16 protein-coding genes are annotated in these 18,923 nt (G+C 32.8%); 2 read left to right on the top strand and 14 right to left on the bottom strand.

From position 1 onward, the window contains the following. Positions 1-174: 174 nt before the first annotated feature. The 7 genes from HMPREF3186_RS04665 to rpsL all read right to left on the bottom strand — a co-directional run bounded on the left by HMPREF3186_RS04665 (position 175) and on the right by rpsL (position 8,065). Positions 175-915: a TraX family protein gene (locus tag HMPREF3186_RS04665; protein ID WP_060914144.1), complete on the bottom strand. Its 741-nt coding sequence runs from the start codon at positions 913-915 to the stop codon at positions 175-177. Between the two features lie 374 nt (positions 916-1,289). Further along, entirely contained in the window at positions 1,290-1,964 is a 675-nt protein-coding gene (locus tag HMPREF3186_RS04660; protein WP_060914143.1) for an ABC transporter ATP-binding protein, read from the bottom strand. Positions 1,965-1,971: 7 nt separating this feature from the next. Next, positions 1,972-3,048, bottom strand: coding sequence for an ABC transporter permease (locus HMPREF3186_RS04655; protein ID WP_060914142.1), 1,077 nt, complete (start codon positions 3,046-3,048; stop codon positions 1,972-1,974). 591 nt (positions 3,049-3,639) lie between these two features. Then, the gene (gene tuf / locus HMPREF3186_RS04650) at positions 3,640-4,827 is read right to left on the bottom strand and encodes an elongation factor Tu (protein WP_003144664.1); all 1,188 of its coding nucleotides are present in this window, start codon (positions 4,825-4,827) and stop codon (positions 3,640-3,642) included. Between the two features lie 122 nt (positions 4,828-4,949). Beyond that, entirely contained in the window at positions 4,950-7,025 is a 2,076-nt protein-coding gene (gene fusA, locus HMPREF3186_RS04645) for an elongation factor G (RefSeq protein WP_060914141.1), read from the bottom strand. 101 nt (positions 7,026-7,126) lie between these two features. After that, the gene (gene rpsG / locus HMPREF3186_RS04640) at positions 7,127-7,597 is read right to left on the bottom strand and encodes a 30S ribosomal protein S7 (protein ID WP_003144697.1); all 471 of its coding nucleotides are present in this window, start codon (positions 7,595-7,597) and stop codon (positions 7,127-7,129) included. 48 nt (positions 7,598-7,645) lie between these two features. Then, entirely contained in the window at positions 7,646-8,065 is a 420-nt protein-coding gene (rpsL, locus tag HMPREF3186_RS04635) for a 30S ribosomal protein S12 (RefSeq protein ID WP_060914140.1), read from the bottom strand. Positions 8,066-8,476: 411 nt separating this feature from the next. On the opposite strand from rpsL, the gene HMPREF3186_RS04630 reads away from it, so the two are divergent. Together HMPREF3186_RS04630 and HMPREF3186_RS04625 are read left to right on the top strand one after the other, a co-directional pair. Next, positions 8,477-9,220: an ABC transporter ATP-binding protein gene (locus tag HMPREF3186_RS04630; RefSeq protein ID WP_060914139.1), complete on the top strand. Its 744-nt coding sequence runs from the start codon at positions 8,477-8,479 to the stop codon at positions 9,218-9,220. A 2-nt stretch (positions 9,221-9,222) separates the two neighbouring features. After that, a complete protein-coding gene (locus HMPREF3186_RS04625; RefSeq protein WP_060914138.1) occupies positions 9,223-10,824 on the top strand; it encodes a hypothetical protein in 1,602 nt (533 codons plus the stop codon). A 51-nt stretch (positions 10,825-10,875) separates the two neighbouring features. Here HMPREF3186_RS04625 and HMPREF3186_RS04620 read toward each other — a convergent pair whose 3' ends face one another. The 7 genes from HMPREF3186_RS04620 to carB all read right to left on the bottom strand — a co-directional run bounded on the left by HMPREF3186_RS04620 (position 10,876) and on the right by carB (position 18,905). Then, positions 10,876-12,210, bottom strand: a complete 1,335-nt coding sequence (locus HMPREF3186_RS04620) for a DUF438 domain-containing protein (protein ID WP_060914137.1) — start codon at positions 12,208-12,210, stop codon at positions 10,876-10,878. Next, complete coding sequence (locus HMPREF3186_RS04615; RefSeq protein ID WP_003144696.1) at positions 12,210-12,443, bottom strand: DUF1858 domain-containing protein; 234 nt, start codon at positions 12,441-12,443, stop codon at positions 12,210-12,212. Before HMPREF3186_RS04615 ends, HMPREF3186_RS04620 begins: the two co-directional genes overlap by 1 nt. 177 nt (positions 12,444-12,620) lie before the next feature. Then, positions 12,621-13,235 (bottom strand): orotate phosphoribosyltransferase, encoded by a 615-nt coding sequence (gene pyrE, locus HMPREF3186_RS04610; RefSeq protein ID WP_004264368.1) that lies wholly within the window; start codon positions 13,233-13,235, stop codon positions 12,621-12,623. Positions 13,236-13,269: 34 nt separating this feature from the next. Continuing rightward, on the bottom strand, positions 13,270-13,968 hold the full coding sequence (pyrF, locus tag HMPREF3186_RS04605; protein ID WP_060914136.1) for an orotidine-5'-phosphate decarboxylase: 699 nt from the start codon (positions 13,966-13,968) through the stop codon (positions 13,270-13,272). 14 nt (positions 13,969-13,982) lie between these two features. Further along, complete coding sequence (locus tag HMPREF3186_RS04600) at positions 13,983-14,897, bottom strand: dihydroorotate dehydrogenase (protein WP_060914135.1); 915 nt, start codon at positions 14,895-14,897, stop codon at positions 13,983-13,985. A 9-nt stretch (positions 14,898-14,906) separates the two neighbouring features. After that, positions 14,907-15,671 (bottom strand): dihydroorotate dehydrogenase electron transfer subunit, encoded by a 765-nt coding sequence (locus tag HMPREF3186_RS04595; protein WP_060914134.1) that lies wholly within the window; start codon positions 15,669-15,671, stop codon positions 14,907-14,909. Positions 15,672-15,728: 57 nt separating this feature from the next. Next, a complete protein-coding gene (gene carB, locus HMPREF3186_RS04590; RefSeq protein ID WP_060914133.1) occupies positions 15,729-18,905 on the bottom strand; it encodes a carbamoyl-phosphate synthase large subunit in 3,177 nt (1,058 codons plus the stop codon). Positions 18,906-18,923 lie beyond the last annotated feature (18 nt).

Here is an 18,923-nt window from a genome sequence, read left to right as displayed (position 1 = left end):
TATTTATAGTATTCTAATTATATTATATCCTTCACTTTTTTACTACAAATTAATATCACAATATATGTAAAAAAGTTCCTTATTAAGTTTTGTCTTAATAAGGAACCCCTATATTAGATTTTTGTTGTATTAAACCTATCCATGTTCTTTTGATTTGCTAAGTCCATACTATTTCTAAAGTACCAATGAAATATTTCCATATAATATTATTCTAAATATACCTATAATAGCTAAATGTATTGGATAATAGTAGTAGAAGAACCACTTAGAACCAATATGTTTTCCTCTAGTGCCATCATATCTCATTAATAATGGTAAAGAGAATAAAGTTGCAAACTGTAGTACTCCATAAAATACATCTATAAATATAATATAAATAGCTGCATAAACACTTATCCAGATAACATAGTCAAATATTTGTTGTTTTTTATTATCTCTATGATTATATAAAAAGAATGGCATCATTAGAGCTATTGAAGACCAATCCGCTACAAACGTTAATAAACAGAAAACAATAATTGCTAAAATCTTTAGTGTATTATTTATCTTCTCATTTCTAAAAATTGCGATTAATGCAACCGACATCGCCAATGGGAATAAGACACTAGTTTTATTAAATATACTTCCTGTTGTTATATCAAATGGTATACCTAAACCGAAACAAAAAGCAAAGTGACTGATAACAGCAAAACTCATAATCCTAAAGAAATATTTTTTAATATCTTTTGTATAATAACTTCCTTCTGCGATAAAATACCACATAATCGGTGCTGTTAAACGTCCCACTATGTGCATAATTACTGGTATCGGTTCTTTAACTAAACCTGGATATAATAGCCATGCTAAATGATCAATTGTCATAGCAATTATAGCTATATATTTTAACTGGGTTCCATCAAACTTTAAATTCTTCATTTTCTTCCTTTCTATACTATTTTGACTCTATTTAAAATATTAGTTAATATATTTCTCATAAATTTGGGATAATGAGAGTACTCTACACTAAGATATATTATCATATTAAACTGCTTTATACAATTATTTTTCTAAACTCCTTAAAATTACACTACCACACTTTTATATAATAATATTATCAATAAAAAAATAAGAGTGACTCAAAATCGTGATTTCATAGAAATCGATTTTATCGAGTCACCTCCGCACAGATTATTAGATATCTAAAAAGCTTTTATAAAGCGAATTTAGATATCAATAAACCACTGCGTCTATGAGTTCATATATAAACTTTGTTAAATTTTAGGACTTTTGGGGGATCATCACTTTTTATATTATCTTTCCTTTATCAAAATACCATCTTTCATTCGATAAACATGATCGCATTTTTCAATCATCCTATTATCATGTGTTACCATAATAATTGATTTGTTTTTTTCTTTACACTCTTTTGAAAGTAAATCTACGACTTCAAACGCTCTATCTGAATCAAGACTTGCTGTAGGTTCATCAGCTAAGATGATTGCCGGATTATTGTAAAGGGCTCTAGCAATAGCTAATCGTTGTCGTTCACCGCCTGATAAGTCTTTCGGTAATTTATTTTCTAAATGATCTATTCCTAATTCTTTAAAAAGAGATTTTTGATCTTGAAGTTTTTGTCTTTTTTCCTTATTTATTCTATCAACTAATTCTAACTGTTGTTTTGCAGTTAAAAATGGAACTAAATTAGATGCCTGTAGAACAAATCCAATATCGTTAAATCGTAACTTTGACCTTTCTTTCTCAGACAAATTAGTATAATCTTTTCCATTAATAATTATTTGACCTTTAGACGGAGTTTGTAAACCTCCAGCTAAAGTTAAGAAAGTTGATTTACCTGAACCAGATGGACCGATAATCGCAATAAATTTACCTTCTTCTATTTTAAAATTAGTTTCTTTCAGAGCTTCTATTTCTTTATTTCCATCCTGATATGATTTAGTTACATTTATAAATTCTAATACATTCATATGACACCTATCCTATTGCTTTTAATGGATCAATTTTTCTAATAGCTAATACAGAGAATAATGTTCCTACTAAAGAAAAAATAATCAAACTAACGAATATAATACTGTAATAAAGTCCATTTCCTAAAAATGGTACTGCTGATGGCAGGACAAGTAATGTTCCCCATGTTCCAACCAAACCTAGTATACTTCCAGCTAATGAAAGTAAGAATGTTTGCGATAAAACAGAAATTCCAATAATTCCATTCGAGATTCCTTGGGCTTTCATTATACCAAAAATAGGTGTTTTCTGAATAGTAAGTACATACATGAAAATACCTATAATAATAGCAGAAATCACTATTAAGAATCCTATCATTAGTCCAAACGTTAAAATCTGAGCACTATAACCAGGTAATTCATTAATAAAATCAGCTATACTAACTTTTTGGAAAATAGAACTGTCGTAATCCTTTAATTCTCCTTTTACTACGAAAGCATTAATCATAGGATTATCAGTAGTTTTACTTACACCATATTTTAAAATTTGAAAATCATTAATATTCATATATATGACTGGGGCTACATTAAATCTAGATTTTTCTGTGTAACCCACTATTTTTAAATCAATATCTGAGTTTGCAGTTTTAATAGTATCTCCTATAGAATATCCTTCTTTTTCAGACAAACTTTTTTCAATAACAACTTCATTTTTAGATTCAAAAATTCTTCCTTGTATTACTGGTGGAATTAAAAAGCTCCCATTATTCACACCAAAAATACTAACTTTTTGTTTAACATCCTCATTTGAACTCTTCTCAGTTTTAGAAACTGTAACCATTTGACTAAAAGGTTCAACATTATCTGCAGATAAAGATTTTTTATCTGATAATTTTAGATTAGATAAACCAATAGTTTTATTTGCTTCTGAAGAAAGTAATACCGTATCCGCCCTCCAATGATCAATATAAGATCTATTCTGATCTATCAATCCAAAAGCTAATCCAGATAAGAAAAACATTAAATAAGAAACTAGTGTAAGTAATCCTACAATAAGACTATACCTGAGCTTAGCATCTTTTATTTCATTAATAGCTAAAAACATTTTTTTCCCCTTAAAATATAAAATTTTTGTTCATAAACAATAAATTGCATTACACTAAGCATATAGAATAAAACTTGTAAAGTCAAGTTATTAAACTATACTTGTTATCTATTAGCTCCTCAAACAGCTTTTTATACTATCAATTATGATAACTAGAATATTCTTTTTGAGCTATTTAAATGTCTTCAAGCTGTTAACAAATAGACAATCTTCATGAATTTAAAAGAAAAAATCGAAGTTAATTTCTTAACTTCGACTTTTTACTATTACTCAATATCCCTAGAGTAATCAGATTTTATTTTAATAATATATAAATTATTTGAATTTATTATATTATTTCCCCTATACTACCTTTAAACATATTATACACCTCTTACAGATTTTCTGCAAGGATTTACTAAAAATAGTACGTATTTTCTAATAAAATTACAAAAAATAATGATTTTACAATAAAAATACAATATTAATACATATAATGTACTAAAACTATCAAATATCTATAATTGAATATGAACATTATGTAAATCAATATTAAGTATATAAAAAAAGCAAGGTGAATTTCACCTTGCTTTATATGTTTAAATTCAATTATTATTTAACGATTGAAGTTACAACACCTGAACCTACAGTACGTCCACCTTCACGAATTGAGAAACGAGTTCCTTCTTCGATCGCGATTGGAGAAATAAGTTCTACGTTGATTGATACGTTATCCCCAGGCATTACCATTTCAGTACCTTCTGGTAAAGTAACTACACCAGTTACGTCAGTAGTACGGAAGTAGAATTGAGGACGGTAGTTTGTGAAGAATGGAGTGTGACGTCCACCTTCTTCTTTAGATAATACGTACACGTCAGCTACGAATTGAGTGTGTGGAGTGATTGTTTTAGGAGCTGCTAAAACTTGTCCACGTTCGATGTCTTCACGAGCAACACCACGTAATAATGCACCGATGTTATCTCCTGCTTCAGCGTAATCTAATAATTTACGGAACATTTCAACACCTGTTACAGTAGTTGAAGCTGGTTCTTCAGTTAATCCAACGATTTCTACTACGTCTCCAACTTTAACTTGTCCACGTTCAACACGTCCAGTAGCAACTGTACCACGACCTGTGATTGAGAATACGTCCTCAACTGGCATCATGAATGGTTTAGCGTTATCACGTTCTGGAGTTGGGATGTACTCGTCAACTGTTTCCATTAATTCGATGATAGCTTTTTCTGCATCAGCGTCTCCTTCAAGAGCTTTAAGAGCAGAACCTTTGATTACTGGTAGTTCATCTCCGTCGAATCCGTATTCAGATAATAGTTCACGAACTTCCATTTCAACTAATTCTAATAACTCTTCGTCATCAACCATATCACATTTGTTTAAGAATACAACGATTTTTGGTACTCCAACGTTACGAGATAATAGGATGTGCTCACGAGTTTGAGCCATTGGTCCATCTGTAGCAGCGATTACTAAGATAGCTCCGTCCATTTGAGCAGCACCAGTGATCATGTTTTTAACATAGTCAGCGTGTCCTGGGCAGTCTACGTGTGCGTAGTGACGGTTTGGAGTTTCGTACTCGATGTGAGAAGTGTTGATTGTGATACCACGTTCTCTTTCTTCTGGTGCGTTATCGATTGAAGCGTAGTCTTTAGCTTCTCCACCATAAGTTTTTGCTAATACAGTAGCGATAGCTGCTGTTAAAGTAGTTTTACCGTGGTCAACGTGACCAATTGTTCCAATGTTAGCATGTGTTTTACTACGGTCAAATTTTTCTTTTGCCATTTTAAAAATGTCTCCTTCAAGTTAATAAAATTTTATTTTTTTAAATTAGTCACATAGCATTCTATGATAACTATATTTTATAATGTTACAACGAAAATTGCAACTATAAAGAATAATTTTTATTATCCTTTATTTTTTTTGATAATTTCTTCAGAAATTGATTTAGGTACTTCTTCGTAGTGGTCAAATACCATTGAGTAAGTACCACGTCCTTGAGTTGAAGAACGTAGAGAAGTTGCATATCCGAACATTTCAGATAATGGTACTGAAGCACTTACTACTTGTGCGTTACCACGAGCTTCCATACCTTCAACACGTCCACGACGTGAAGTGATGTCTCCCATGATATCTCCTAAGTATTCTTCAGGCATTACAACTTCAACTTTCATGATTGGTTCTAAGATTACTGGGTTACATTTTTTAGCAGCTTCTTTAAGAGCTAATGATGCAGCAACTTTGAACGCCATTTCAGATGAATCGACATCGTGGTATGATCCATCGAATAATTTAGCTTTAACGTCGATTAATTCGTATCCAGCTAATACCCCATTTGCCATAGAGTCTTTTAATCCTGCTTCTACTGCTGGGATGTATTCACGTGGAACTACCCCACCAACGATAGCATTTTCAAATTCAAATCCTGCACCTGGCTCATTTGGAGTGAACTCAATCCATACGTCCCCGTATTGTCCACGTCCACCAGATTGACGAGTGAATTTACCTTGTACTTGTGCAGCTTGTTTGAATGTTTCACGGTAAGATACCATTGGAGCACCTACTGTACATTCAACTTTGAATTCACGACGCATACGGTCAACGATGATGTCTAAGTGAAGCTCACCCATACCTGCGATGATAACTTGTCCAGTTTCTTCGTCAGTTCCAGCACGGAATGTTGGGTCTTCTTCTTGTAATTTTTGTAAAGCTGTAGACATTTTATCTTGGTCAGCTTTTGATTTTGGTTCAACTGAAAGTTGGATAACTGGTTCTGGGAATTCCATTGATTCAAGAATAACTTCGTTTTTCTCGTCACATAATGTGTCCCCAGTTGTAGTATCTTTAAGACCAACAGCTGCAGCGATATCACCAGCGTATACTTCAGCGATTTCGTTACGAGTGTTAGCGTGCATTTGTAGGATACGTCCTACACGTTCACGTTTACCTTTAGTTGAGTTTTTAACGTATGAACCAGATGATAAAATACCTGAGTACACACGGAAGAAAGTAAGTTTCCCTACGAATGGGTCAGTCATAACTTTGAAAGCTAGGGCTGAGAATGGCTCTTCGTCTGAAGAGTGTCTTTCTACTTCTTCATCAGTATCTGGGTTAACCCCTTTAATAGCAGGTACGTCTAATGGAGATGGTAAGTATTCTACTACTGCATCTAGCATTGGTTGTACACCTTTATATTTGAATGCTGATCCACATACTACTGGGAAGAATTCTACAGATAATGTAGCTTTACGAATTGCAGCTTTAAGCTCGTCAATTGTAATTTCTTCTCCACCTAAGTATTTTTCCATGAAGTCTTCATCGAATTCTGCAACAGCTTCGATTAGTTTTTCACGGTATTCTTCAGCTTGATCTTGGTATTCAGCTGGGATTTCTTTAACAACAAGATTTTCCCCTACGCTACCTTCGTTGTAAATAGCTTTCATTTCAACAAGGTCAATTACACCTTCGAATAAATCTTCAGCTCCGATTGGAAGTTGAATTGGGTGTGCATTAGCTTGTAATCTGTCGTGGATTGTTCCTACAGAATATAAGAAGTCAGCTCCTGTTTTATCCATTTTGTTAACGAATACGATACGAGGAACTCCATAAGTTGTAGCTTGACGCCAAACTGTTTCTGTTTGTGGTTCAACACCTGATTGTGCATCTAATACTGCTACTGATCCATCAAGTACACGAAGTGAACGTTCAACCTCAACTGTGAAGTCTACGTGTCCCGGTGTATCGATGATGTTGATACGGTGGTTTTTCCATTGAGCAGTTGTTGCAGCAGATGTAATAGTGATACCACGTTCTTGTTCTTGTTCCATCCAGTCCATTTGAGAGTTACCATCGTGAGTATCTCCGATTTTGTGGATTTTCCCAGTGTAGAACAGAATACGCTCAGTAGCAGTAGTTTTACCTGCGTCGATGTGAGCCATGATACCGATATTACGAGTATCTTTTAAAGAAAATGCTCTAGTCATGAGTCAATTTTCTCCTTTCATAAATTTTTAAATGATTTTAGTAATTTGTCTTTTATAGTGAAAAACTCAAGCTATAAAATAGCTTGATATTCACCCTATAATTACCAACGATAGTGAGCAAATGCTTTGTTAGCTTCAGCCATTTTGTGAGTATCTTCACGTTTCTTAACAGCTGAACCAGTGTTATTTGCTGCGTCTAAAATTTCATTAGCTAAACGTTGTTCCATAGTTTTTTCTCCTCTTAAACGAGAATAGTTAACTAACCAACGTAGACCTAATGTAGTTCTTCTTTCAGCACGTACTTCTACTGGTACTTGGTAGTTAGAACCACCAACACGACGAGCACGAACTTCAAGAACTGGCATAATGTTGTTTAATGCTTCTTCGAAAACTTCCATAGCATCACGTCCTGATTTTTCTTTAATTAAATCAAACGCAGAATATAAAATTCTTTGTGCTGTACCGCGTTTCCCATCTAGCATTAATTTGTTAATCAATTTTGTAACTAATTTTGAGTTATAAATTGGATCTGGCAAAACGTCACGTTTTGCAACTGGACCTTTACGTGGCATAGTGTCTGCCTCCTTTCACGAATTCTTTTTATCAAATTTTATCTTTTATTATTTTTTCTCTTTTGGTCTTTTAGCACCGTATAGTGAACGTCCTTGTTTACGGTCGTTAACTCCTGCAGTATCTAAAGCTCCACGGATGATGTGGTAACGTACCCCTGGTAAGTCTTTTACACGTCCTCCACGAATAAGTACAACACTGTGTTCTTGTAGGTTGTGTCCGATACCTGGGATATATGCTGTTACTTCGATTTGGTTTGATAAACGAACACGTGCATATTTACGTAAAGCTGAGTTAGGTTTTTTAGGTGTCATAGTCCCAACACGAGTACAAACTCCACGTTTTTGTGGTGAAGAAATGTTAGTTTCTTTCTTTCTTTGAGAGTTGTAACCTTTGTTAAGTGCTGGTGAATCTGATTTCGATACTTTTGATTTACGAGGTTTACGAACTAATTGGTTAATAGTTGGCATTTTACTGATTTCCTCCTTTCCTCGATACTTTGTGAATCACCTATCCAGGTGTATCACGTTTTTAAATTTTTTATAAGCCATAGTGGCTTTACACAGAGTGCCGTAACACTCACGTACTAAATAATACCACTTTTATTTTTTCTTGTCAATACTTTTTTAAAATTTTTTTATATCTTTTTTAACTTGCTATTATCACATTCTATTTTCACACTTAACCAGGTGTATCATTTTCAACTTATAAATAAACACTTCCAGGTGTATCACGTTAGTATTTTTAATAAACTATTCCAGGCGTTTCATTTACAACTTTAAAATTTATTATTTATTATAGAAATAATTAAATTATACTCTTGCTGATTAAAACGATTACAAGTATAATATAACTATAGATACAGATTGGAGGGATAATTTATGATAGAAATTAAAAATCTTACTGTTAAATTTGATACAAAGTGCGCTGTTGATGATTTAAGTTTTACTATAAATGATGGGGAAATATTCGGACTTATTGGGCATAATGGAGCTGGTAAGTCAACTACAATCAAATCCCTAGTTAGTATATTAGAGCCTACTTCGGGAGAGATTTATTTCAATAATCTACTTTTAAAAAATAATAGATTAGCGTGTAAAAAGCAAATTGGCTATGTACCTGATTCACCTGATATGTTTCTTACATTATCGGCCTTTGAATATTGGTCATTAGTCGCTAGCATATATGAAATTGATAATAAAACAAGAGATGATATTCTTAATAGGTACTGCAAATTATTTAATATGACAGGAGTTGAACACCAAGAAATTAGTTCCTTCTCTCATGGTATGAGACAAAAAGTATTTGTTATTGGAGCATTATTATCAGAACCTAAGTTTTGGATTATGGATGAACCGATGACAGGATTAGATCCACAAGCTGCATTTGACTTGAAAAACTTAATGAAAGAACATGCCACTAAAGGCAATAGTGTTCTATTCTCTACCCATGTCTTGGAGGTCGCTGAACATCTATGCGATAGAATAGGCATCCTCAGCAAAGGAAAACTAGTTTTTATCGGTACACTTAACGAGCTTAAAGAACAATTTGAGGGAGATAATTTAGAAGAAATTTATCTTAATATAGTAAAAAATTCAAATTCAAATATTTTAGGTGGTGATTAAATATGAGATTCAATGTAATTAAAGAATTATTCTTAACGAATCTTCTTTATAGTTTTTCACCTCAAAGAATAAAATACAGAAAAAAATTCAGTGGAAAGAGCGATATAAGACATAATCTTTTTAGAAATGTTTTAATGCTTAATTTTTTCAATTTCTTACATATTTTATTTTTATTTTCAATATTTTCTCGTGGTTTTAACTTTTCTGGACCGGGATATCGAAATATACTTTTCTTTATTTTATTATTAGTGTTTATTCAGATTTTAAATAATTTTATCAATATGTTTTACGAAAGTGATGATACATTAGCGATTATTCACTTACCTGTTACAGGATCTGAAATATTTTTTAGTAAATTGTTCACTCTACTTTCACAGGTTATCAGTAATTTTACTCCTTTAATAGTTATAAACTTGATTATTGGATTAAATGCAGAGTTTTCAATTCAAAAATTTTTCTTCGTATTAGTATATAGTTTTGCATTTATGATTACTTTAATATGTTCTATTATGACACTACTTTCATTTATTACTTATATCCCAAATTTCAAGAAGAATAAAGGGAAAGTTAATGCAGCTACAATATTAATTGTGTTGATATTCTTCACAGGATACATATTTAATTTTGCTCATACTTTTAAAAGTTTTGATTCTGATTATTCAGGAGATTTATTTTTAAATATACTCGTATTAGATATTTCTAAGACTTATACTTACTTAATAGTAGCTATTATCTTAGCACTTATTTCTTTCTTTACTACATATATATTTGTAATAAGAAAATATATGAAAGACTTATATAGAATATCTGGTAATACATACACATCTAGTTCTAAAGCTGTAAAAATCAAGGAAAATACTAATAGTACATCAACTACACTATTTTCTAAACTAATTAAGAGAAATGTAAAACTATTGTTAAACAGTACAATTTCGTCAACTGTATTTACTAATCTTATAGTTACACTTGGTATATTTGTAATCCCAATTATAGAAATTAGAAAGCACGGAGGTATTACACTACCACCTATATTCTACCCAGTAGCTATGACTATAGGATTCACGTTAGCATTGTACATTAATTCTAATCCAATGAATTTTACAAGTATAGCAATATCACTAGAAAAACAAGATTACTATTTTTTAAAATCTCTTCCTTTTGATTTCAAAAAATACCTAAAAATCAAATTAGCAATCGCCACTTGTTTACAACTTGGTTTTGGATTACTTGCTCTGATTGTGATGTTAGTTATAACTAAGACACCAATCTTATTAGCAGTTGTAACAATAATATCTTATATTATTTCAAGTATTGTCTTTTCTTTCTATAGTTATACAAGCGACTATAAAAAATTATATCTAAACTGGAACACTATCACAGATTTAGCTAATCGTAGTTCGATAAATCAAGTCCTATTAACTATTTTAGCTTTCGGAGCTATTTTATTATTAGTACTACTTAATGTCGTAACATTCTTCTTAATTGCTATGCTGCCATCATCAGCACATATAGTAGGAATAGTATACTCTTTAGTATTAATCATACTGTTAGTTTTTGCAACAAGAAAATTAAGAAAAAATGTATTCGATAAAATATATTCATAAACAGAGTGAGTGACTCGAAAATCGATTTTGAGTCACTCACGTTTTTATATTTTATTCTATTCCCCTATAATAATCACTATCTATTTCTCTATAAGGAGCTATATCCTGAACATATTCTAATACTCCTTGAAATTCACCGTTTTCGTCATAAACCCCAGCATAAGTGACATGAACAAACTTCCCTTTTGATTCTGATTTAAACCACATTTCATACTTGTCTTTTTTTCTTTCTCGCAAGTTTTTCATTATAGTTTTAACTTTCTCTAGATACTTCGGTGGATGACATAGTTCTACATTTCTACCTACTTGTCCTGGCGTACGTTTAAAAATCATCTCTTCTTCTGAACAATGATTATTATAATATTGGAAGATTTCTTCTTTATTCACAAAGGTAATTTCCATTGGCAGATGATTTAATATCAAATCAATTTGATTTAATGATAGATACCCATTTCCAATTTTCTGAGCTGTATCTCTATTTAAAGTTTCTTCTTTAACTTCTTTTGGTTTATAGGTAATAGTGAACTCTCCTTCAGGAGTTTGAATTACTTTCGTTAATTCCCCTTCTTTTACTTCCATTACCTCACTATTGTCACTATTCTGAGTTTCAAAATCTTCTCTATGAGGAATCCACTCTTCTTGAGGTCGAATTATTGCATAACCGTAAGCATCACTGTCCTTAGCTATACTCAACCAATCGTCTTGAGTAAATGTTTCTAATAATATCATCAGAAGAATCGACTCTTCCTTAAAGATCATTTCCTCAAATTCTTTAACAAAAACTTCAAACTTTTCTTTGACGACAGTTATCTCTGCATTAGGTAGTTTTTCCGCTTCTTCTTTAGCAAGTTTAAACAAATCTCTTATTTCATCATCAACACCCCACATAACCTTAGGTGGTGCATCATGTCCATATTTTTCCATTATTGGAAACATCAGTTCTTCTTTTCGTTTATAATGAATATCAAACTGTCCTAATAATTGCAACTGACGAAGCAATCCTTTTAGTACGGCTTCTTTTGTTTCTCCTTCATCGAGCTTAGCATAATTTTCTAGAATTCGTCGAACTCTTATTATTGCAGCTCTTAAAGCTAAATTTTCTTGTTTAAACACTTGAACTGGATGTCCTGGATGCTCACTATCTTCAACTTCTACAGTTTTTATCGCACCTTTAAACAAATTAGCATGTACATTACATAACTTCATAACATCTTCAAAAGTTACGCCAGAATCTGAATTCATAAGCTCATGCTCCATTAAAGAGATCTCAATAGCAGATACTCCAGAAAAATGCTCATTGAATTCATCTTGAACAGATTCTGCAGATTCACCTTTATGAAGTCGTAATAGTATGTCGCGTAAAACTTCAATTCTCTTTGTAGCCATTAGTCTAATCCTACTACTTCATATCCATTAGCTTCTAATGTAGCAATAATTGTTTCAAGTTTAATTCCTGCTAGCTTCGAACCCATTCTAAGTGAAGTCTTTCTACCTACAGTATTTCTCATAATCGGATTAGCCAAAGGTTTAAATCCTAAATCTACTAAAATATCCAATACTTCTGGGTGTTTATCAACAACTTGTGCAACTGGTATACTCACATCAATAATATTATCCATTTCTCATTCCCTCACTACCTTATATTATTAATACAATTATACCACAAGCCATTGATAATCGCTATCAAATTAAAAATGATAATATAAAAAGATGTATCTTAAAACTTTCCTCTAAGCTACATCTTTAATATTACTTTATTTCCTTGAAACTAATCTCAATCCGATAAAGAACTTTTATTATAAATTATTTCTCCACTCAAGAAGTTTTTCTACATCTTCTTGTTTGATATAATCACTTACTACAGCTTCTTCGATTAAGTAGTTATAGTTAGTTAAAGTATGGTACTCTACTTTATCTGCTGCAAAGGCATCTTGTGCTTTCTTAAGTTCATAACTAAATATTGCTACTACTCCTAAGACTACTGCCCCAGCTTCTTCTAAAGCTTTGGCTACTTTTAATGAAGATAATCCAGTTGAGATTAAATCTTCAATAATAACAACTTTTTGTCCTTCTAGTAATCTACCTTCGATTTGATTTGTTTTACCGTGTTTTTTAGCTGAGTCCCTAACGTAAATCATAGGTAAATCTAATACTTCACTTACCCATGCAGCATGTGGAATACCTGCTGTAGCTGTACCTGCAACTACTTCTACTTCTGGGAATTTAGCTTTAATTACTTCACTCATACCAGCTGCTATTTCACGACGAATCGCAGGATATGACATTGTAATTCTGTTATCACAGTAAATCGGTGATTTAATTCCAGATGTCCAAGTGAAATAATCATTTGGTCTTAATGCCACTGCTTCAATATCTAATAAGTGTTTTGCTATTTTTCTTTCTAATGCCATGTTCTTCTCCTTTATGTTAGCTGTATATCTAATATTATTTTACGAATTGATTTTTAATAAGTTTATAAACTTCAAGTGGATTTTCTGATTTAGTTATAGAACGTCCAACCACGATATGTGTACTTCCTTCTTCATTAGCAACAGCTGGAGTCGCTACACGTTTTTGATCTCCTACTTCATCTGTTTCTAATCTTATTCCTGGAGTTACTTTTAAGAAATCATCTCCACAGTTTTCTCTAATTAATCTTGCTTCCCAAACTGATGAAACTACTCCATCAAGTCCTGCTTTTTTAGCTAGTTTAGCATAATTAATTACACTCTCTTCTAGAGATACAGATATTAACTGCTCTTCTTTCATCGCTTCTTCTGATGTCGAAGTTAATTGTGTTATCGCTATTACATTAGTATCTACACTACCACCTTCAACCATTCCTCTTTTTGCTGCTTTTAGCATTTCATAACCTCCTGCAGCATGTACTGTAAGAATATCAACTTTGAATTTTGCTAATCCTTTTGTCGCACCATAAACTGTATTAGGAATATCATGTAACTTAAGATCTAAGAATATCTTATGTCCTAATTCTTTAATTTTTTCAATAACAACAGGTCCATTTTGTAGGTATAATTCCATCCCTACTTTTACAAATAATTTTTCTTCACCAAACTTTTCTAAAAAACTTAATGTATCTTCCAAAGTTGGAAAATCTAACGCTATTATTACATCTTTATTCATAATATTTCTCCTTTTTATTTATATGCACGACCACGAAGTTCTAGTATATGTTCTACACCTAGTTCATCAAGGGCCTCTTCTAACTTACCGATAATTTTTGGACAAGCATATGGATCTGCAAAATTCGCTGTACCTACTGCTACCGCACTCGCTCCAGCTGAGATAAAGTCGATCACATCCCACTCATCCATAATTCCTCCCATACCTATAATAGGAATGTTTACAACTTGGCTCACCTGATAAACCATTCTTATAGCTACAGGTTTAACCGCAGGCCCTGATAATCCTCCAGTTACATTCGCTATAATTGGTTTTCCAGTCTTTTTATCTAGCCTTACACCTACTAAAGTATTTATCATTGTAATACCATCAGCTCCACCTTCTTCGACAGCTTTTGCCATGGCTACAATATTAGTAACATTAGGTGAAAGTTTCACATAAACAGGTACACTAGATACTTCTTTAACTTTTCTAGTTAAGTTTTTGGCTGTTTCTGGATCCGTTCCAAATTGAATCCCACCATGTTTTACATTAGGACAAGATATATTTAACTCTAATGCATGAACATTCGGTGCTTTACTTATATGCTCTGCTACATAGACATAATCATCTATTTCACTTCCTGCCACATTAGCAATAATAGGAACATCATACTTTTCTAATTCTTTAAGTTTTGTTTCCATTATTTCATGAACTCCTGGATTTTGTAATCCTATGGCATTTAGCATCCCACTAGAAGTTTCAGCAACGCGTGGTGTAGGATTTCCAAAACGCGGCTCTTTAGTAGCTGCCTTAATCATAATCGCACCAAGCTTACTTAAATCATAAAAATTAGCATATTCTAAACCAAATGCAAAGCACCCTGATGCAGGCATTACAGGATTCTTTAAATCTAATCCTGGTAATTTTACTCGTAATCTTTCGCTCATAAATTCCTCCTATAATGCTATTTCTTTCGAATCGTATACAGGTCCATCATAACATACACGTGAGATTGAACCATCGATTTTTTCACAAACACATGCATAGCATGCACCTACTCCACAAGCCATTCTTTCTTCTAAAGAAATATAGCCCATCTTTTCTTCATCCATCTTAGTTAATGCTTTTAACATAGCAAATGGACCACAACTATAATACTTATCATAGTCAACTTCATAATTTTTTATAACATCAGTAACAAAACCTTTTTCTCCATAACTTCCATCAGCTGTAGCAACATAAGTTGTACCAAGCTCTGCAAATTTTTCTTCATAAAACACATCTTTCACATTATTAAAACCTAAAATATGTACAGTGTTTACCCCTTGTTTTCTAAATTGCTTTGCTAATTCATATAATGGTGGAACTCCAATTCCTCCACCTACTAGCAATGCAGTTTGCCCTTCTTCTAGCGTATAAACATCATATCCTTTTCCTAATGGTCCTAATACGTCTACTAAATTACCTGCTTCTAATTCTGAGATCTTTTTAGTACCTGCTCCATCTGCTCTGTAGACCATCACAAATGTATTTTTTTCTTTATTAATTTCACAAATTGAAATTGGTCTTCTTAATAAAAACTCATAGCTGTTACTTACTTTAATATTTACGAATTGTCCTGGTGTATTCATTTCTTTAACTACATCTCCTTGTAGTTCGATTCTAAATATTTTATCTGCTACTTGTTCATTACTGATTACTGTTGCTAAATAAGTATCCATCCAAATGCTCCTTCTGTAAGAAGAAGGGAAAAAATTTCCCCTTCTTCATCATTTTTTTTATAGTGGTAATATATCAAATGAGATTGATTCTAGTACTTTTAGTAGCGCATCTGCTGTATCTAATGATGTTAAACATACAACCTCTTGTTCACTCGCTACACGGCGAATCTTGAATCCGTCTTTTGTTACATCTTTATCTTTTGAAGTAGTATTTACTACTACATCCACATCTCCATTATATATAGCATCAAGTACACTGTAATCACTTTGATTAATTTTTCCTACTGGAGTAACTCTTAATCCGTGTTCATCTAGGTACTTAGCTGTTCCTTCTGTAGCTAATAAGTTGTATCCTAAGTCGAAGAATCGTTTTGCTATATTTAATGCTTCTTCTTTATCATCATCACTAATTGTGAATAAGATATTTCCTTGATCACTTACCTTGATTCCTGCTGCAAGAAGTCCTTTGTAAAGTGATTTTTCTAGAGTTCTATCACTTCCCATTACTTCTCCAGTTGATTTCATCTCAGGTCCAAGAGTAGTATCGACATCTTTTAGTTTTTGGAAACTAAATACCGGTACTTTAGTGTACACATTCTGTGCTTCTGGTAATAATCCTGTTTCATATCCTTTAGATTTTAGAGTTTCTCCAATGATAGCTCCAGCAGCAAGTTTCGCCATTGGAACTCCTGTGATTTTACTTAAGAATGGTACAGTTCTTGAGCTTCGTGGATTAACTTCTAGTACGAATACTTCACCTTTACTTATTACATATTGAATATTTAATAATCCAACTATATTTAATCCTTTTGCTAATTTAATTGTATATTCTATTAACTTAGCTTTTTCACCTTCTGTCAGTGTTTGAGGTGGATATACTGCTATTGAGTCACCTGAGTGAACCCCTGCTCTTTCGATATGCTCCATAATACCTGGAATAATTACTGTTTCTCCATCACTGATAGCATCTACTTCTATCTCACGACCTACTAAATATCTGTCAGTTAATACTGGGTGTTCTGGTGTAAGTTTTACAGCTGTCTTCATATAACGACGTAATTCAGATTCCTCATATACTATTTCCATAGCTCGTCCACCTAGTACGTATGATGGTCTTACTAATACAGGGTATCCAATTTCTTCTGCATTTTTAACTGCTGTTTCTACATCAAATGCAGTTTTTCCAAGTGGTTGTGGAATGTCTAGTTTATGTAATAATTCTTCAAATTTATCTCTATCTTCTGCGTTATCGATTTCTTCTAAAGCAGTACCTAGAATTTTCACACCATGTTTTTCTAATTTAGCTGCTAGGTTAATCGCTGTTTGTCCACCGAATTGCACTACAACTCCTAATGGATTTTCATGATTAATTATCGCCATCACATCTTCTTCAGTTAATGGTTCGAAGTACAGTTTATCAGAGATTGTAAAGTCTGTAGAAACTGTTTCTGGGTTGTTATTAACAATGATTGCCTCATAACCTGCATCTTTAATCGCCATTACTGCATGAACCGTAGCATAGTCGAACTCTACACCTTGTCCGATTCTAATAGGACCAGATCCTAGTACAACAATTTTTTTCTTATCGCTAACGATTGATTCTTCCTCTTGTTCATAACTTGAGTAGAAGTATGGTGTTTCTGAAACGAACTCAGCTGCACATGTATCAACCATTTTGAATACTGGAGTTATTTTATTTTCTTGACGAAGGTTATAGATATCATCTTCTGTCATTCCCCATCTGTGGGCAATTACCTTATCCGAGAATCCATATTTTTTAGCATATTCTAGTAAATCTACATTTCCAACATTGTCTTTTAACTCATGTTCGATATCAATGATATTTTGCATTTTCTCTAGGAAGAACATGTCAATTTTTGTAATATCGTGAATATCTTTTGTGCTTTGTCCGCGTCTTAAAGCTTCTCCAATAAAGAATAATCTTTCATCTCCAGCTTGTTTAATCTTGTCAATAATTTCTTCTAATGTGAAATCATCTCCATTAGGTAGTCCTAGATGGTGTACTCCATATTCTAATGAACGGATAGCTTTTAGTAAACTTTCTTCATAAGTTCTACCCATCGCCATTACTTCACCAGTGGCTTTCATTTGCGTTCCTAGTTTTCTATCTGCATTTTCAAATTTATCAAATGGGAAACGTGGAATTTTACTTACTACATAGTCAAGCGTTGGTTCGAAACAAGCATATGAGTTTTGTGTAACTGGGTTTATAATTTCATCAAGAGTTAATCCTACAGCAATTTTCGCTGCAATTTTCGCAATCGGATATCCTGTAGCTTTTGATGCTAAAGCTGATGAACGTGATACCCTTGGGTTAACTTCGATAATATAGTATTTGAATGAATTTGGATCAAGTGCAAGTTGTACGTTACATCCACCTTCAATTTTTAAAGCTCTAATAATTTTTAATGATACATTACGTAGCATGTGATATTCTCTATCTGTTAATGTTTGAGAAGGTGCTACTACTACTGAGTCTCCCGTGTGAATCCCAACAGGGTCAATGTTTTCCATGTTACATACAACAATCGCTGTATCATTAGAGTCACGCATTACTTCGTATTCAATTTCTTTAAATCCTGCGATAGATTTTTCTAATAAACATTGAGTAACTGGTGAATAGTGTAATCCACTACTTACGATTTCTTCTAAATCTTTCTCATCGTAACAGATACCACCACCTGTTCCTCCCATAGTGAAGGCAGGACGAACGATTACTGGATAACCTATTTCAGCAACGAAATCCCTAGCTTCGTCTAAATTTGTAATAATTGCTGATTCTGGAACTGGTTCGTTTAGTTCATTCATTAAGTTACGGAATAATTCTCTATCCTCTGCTTGTTCGATTGAACTTAATTTCGTTCCTAGTAATTCAACTCCGTATTTATCTAAGATTCCACTTTTGTGCAGCTCTACCGCAAGGTTAAGCCCCACTTGTCCTCCTAATGTTGGAAGTAATGCATCAGGTCTTTCTTTTCTGATAATTTTACTTACAAACTCAAGAGTTAAGGGTTCCATATAAACTTTATCTGCAATTTCTTTATCAGTCATTATTGTCGCTGGGTTAGAGTTAACTAAGATAACTTCATACCCTTCTTCTCTTAAAGACAGACACGCTTGAGTCCCAGCATAGTCAAACTCTGCTGCTTGACCTATTGTAATTGGTCCAGATCCTATTACTAGTATTGTTTTTATATCATTACGTTTTGGCATTTTTATTCTCCTTAATTT

Origin of the sequence: Gemella haemolysans (genome assembly GCF_001553035.1) — a bacterium.
GTDB lineage: Bacteria > Bacillota > Bacilli > Staphylococcales > Gemellaceae > Gemella > Gemella haemolysans_B.
This window is presented reverse-complemented; position numbering and strand designations above follow the sequence as displayed.

Excerpts from the sequence above, each read along its gene's own strand:
- HMPREF3186_RS04655 (WP_060914142.1), bottom strand. The coding sequence starts at position 3,048 with ATGTTTTTAGCTATTAATGAAATAAAAGATGCTAAGCTCAGGTATAGT.
- rpsL (WP_060914140.1), bottom strand. The coding sequence starts at position 8,065 with ATGCCAACTATTAACCAATTAGTTCGTAAACCTCGTAAATCAAAAGTA.
- carB (WP_060914133.1), bottom strand. The coding sequence starts at position 18,905 with ATGCCAAAACGTAATGATATAAAAACAATACTAGTAATAGGATCTGGA.
- HMPREF3186_RS04660 (WP_060914143.1), bottom strand. The coding sequence starts at position 1,964 with ATGAATGTATTAGAATTTATAAATGTAACTAAATCATATCAGGATGGA.
- rpsG (WP_003144697.1), bottom strand. The coding sequence starts at position 7,597 with ATGCCACGTAAAGGTCCAGTTGCAAAACGTGACGTTTTGCCAGATCCA.
- HMPREF3186_RS04600 (WP_060914135.1), bottom strand. The coding sequence starts at position 14,897 with ATGAGCGAAAGATTACGAGTAAAATTACCAGGATTAGATTTAAAGAAT.
- pyrF (WP_060914136.1), bottom strand. The coding sequence starts at position 13,968 with ATGAATAAAGATGTAATAATAGCGTTAGATTTTCCAACTTTGGAAGAT.
- HMPREF3186_RS04630 (WP_060914139.1), top strand. The coding sequence starts at position 8,477 with ATGATAGAAATTAAAAATCTTACTGTTAAATTTGATACAAAGTGCGCT.
- pyrE (WP_004264368.1), bottom strand. The coding sequence starts at position 13,235 with ATGGCATTAGAAAGAAAAATAGCAAAACACTTATTAGATATTGAAGCA.
- HMPREF3186_RS04615 (WP_003144696.1), bottom strand. The coding sequence starts at position 12,443 with ATGGATAATATTATTGATGTGAGTATACCAGTTGCACAAGTTGTTGAT.
- HMPREF3186_RS04625 (WP_060914138.1), top strand. The coding sequence starts at position 9,223 with ATGAGATTCAATGTAATTAAAGAATTATTCTTAACGAATCTTCTTTAT.
- tuf (WP_003144664.1), bottom strand. The coding sequence starts at position 4,827 with ATGGCAAAAGAAAAATTTGACCGTAGTAAAACACATGCTAACATTGGA.
- HMPREF3186_RS04595 (WP_060914134.1), bottom strand. The coding sequence starts at position 15,671 with ATGGATACTTATTTAGCAACAGTAATCAGTAATGAACAAGTAGCAGAT.
- HMPREF3186_RS04620 (WP_060914137.1), bottom strand. The coding sequence starts at position 12,210 with ATGGCTACAAAGAGAATTGAAGTTTTACGCGACATACTATTACGACTT.
- HMPREF3186_RS04665 (WP_060914144.1), bottom strand. The coding sequence starts at position 915 with ATGAAGAATTTAAAGTTTGATGGAACCCAGTTAAAATATATAGCTATA.
- fusA (WP_060914141.1), bottom strand. The coding sequence starts at position 7,025 with ATGACTAGAGCATTTTCTTTAAAAGATACTCGTAATATCGGTATCATG.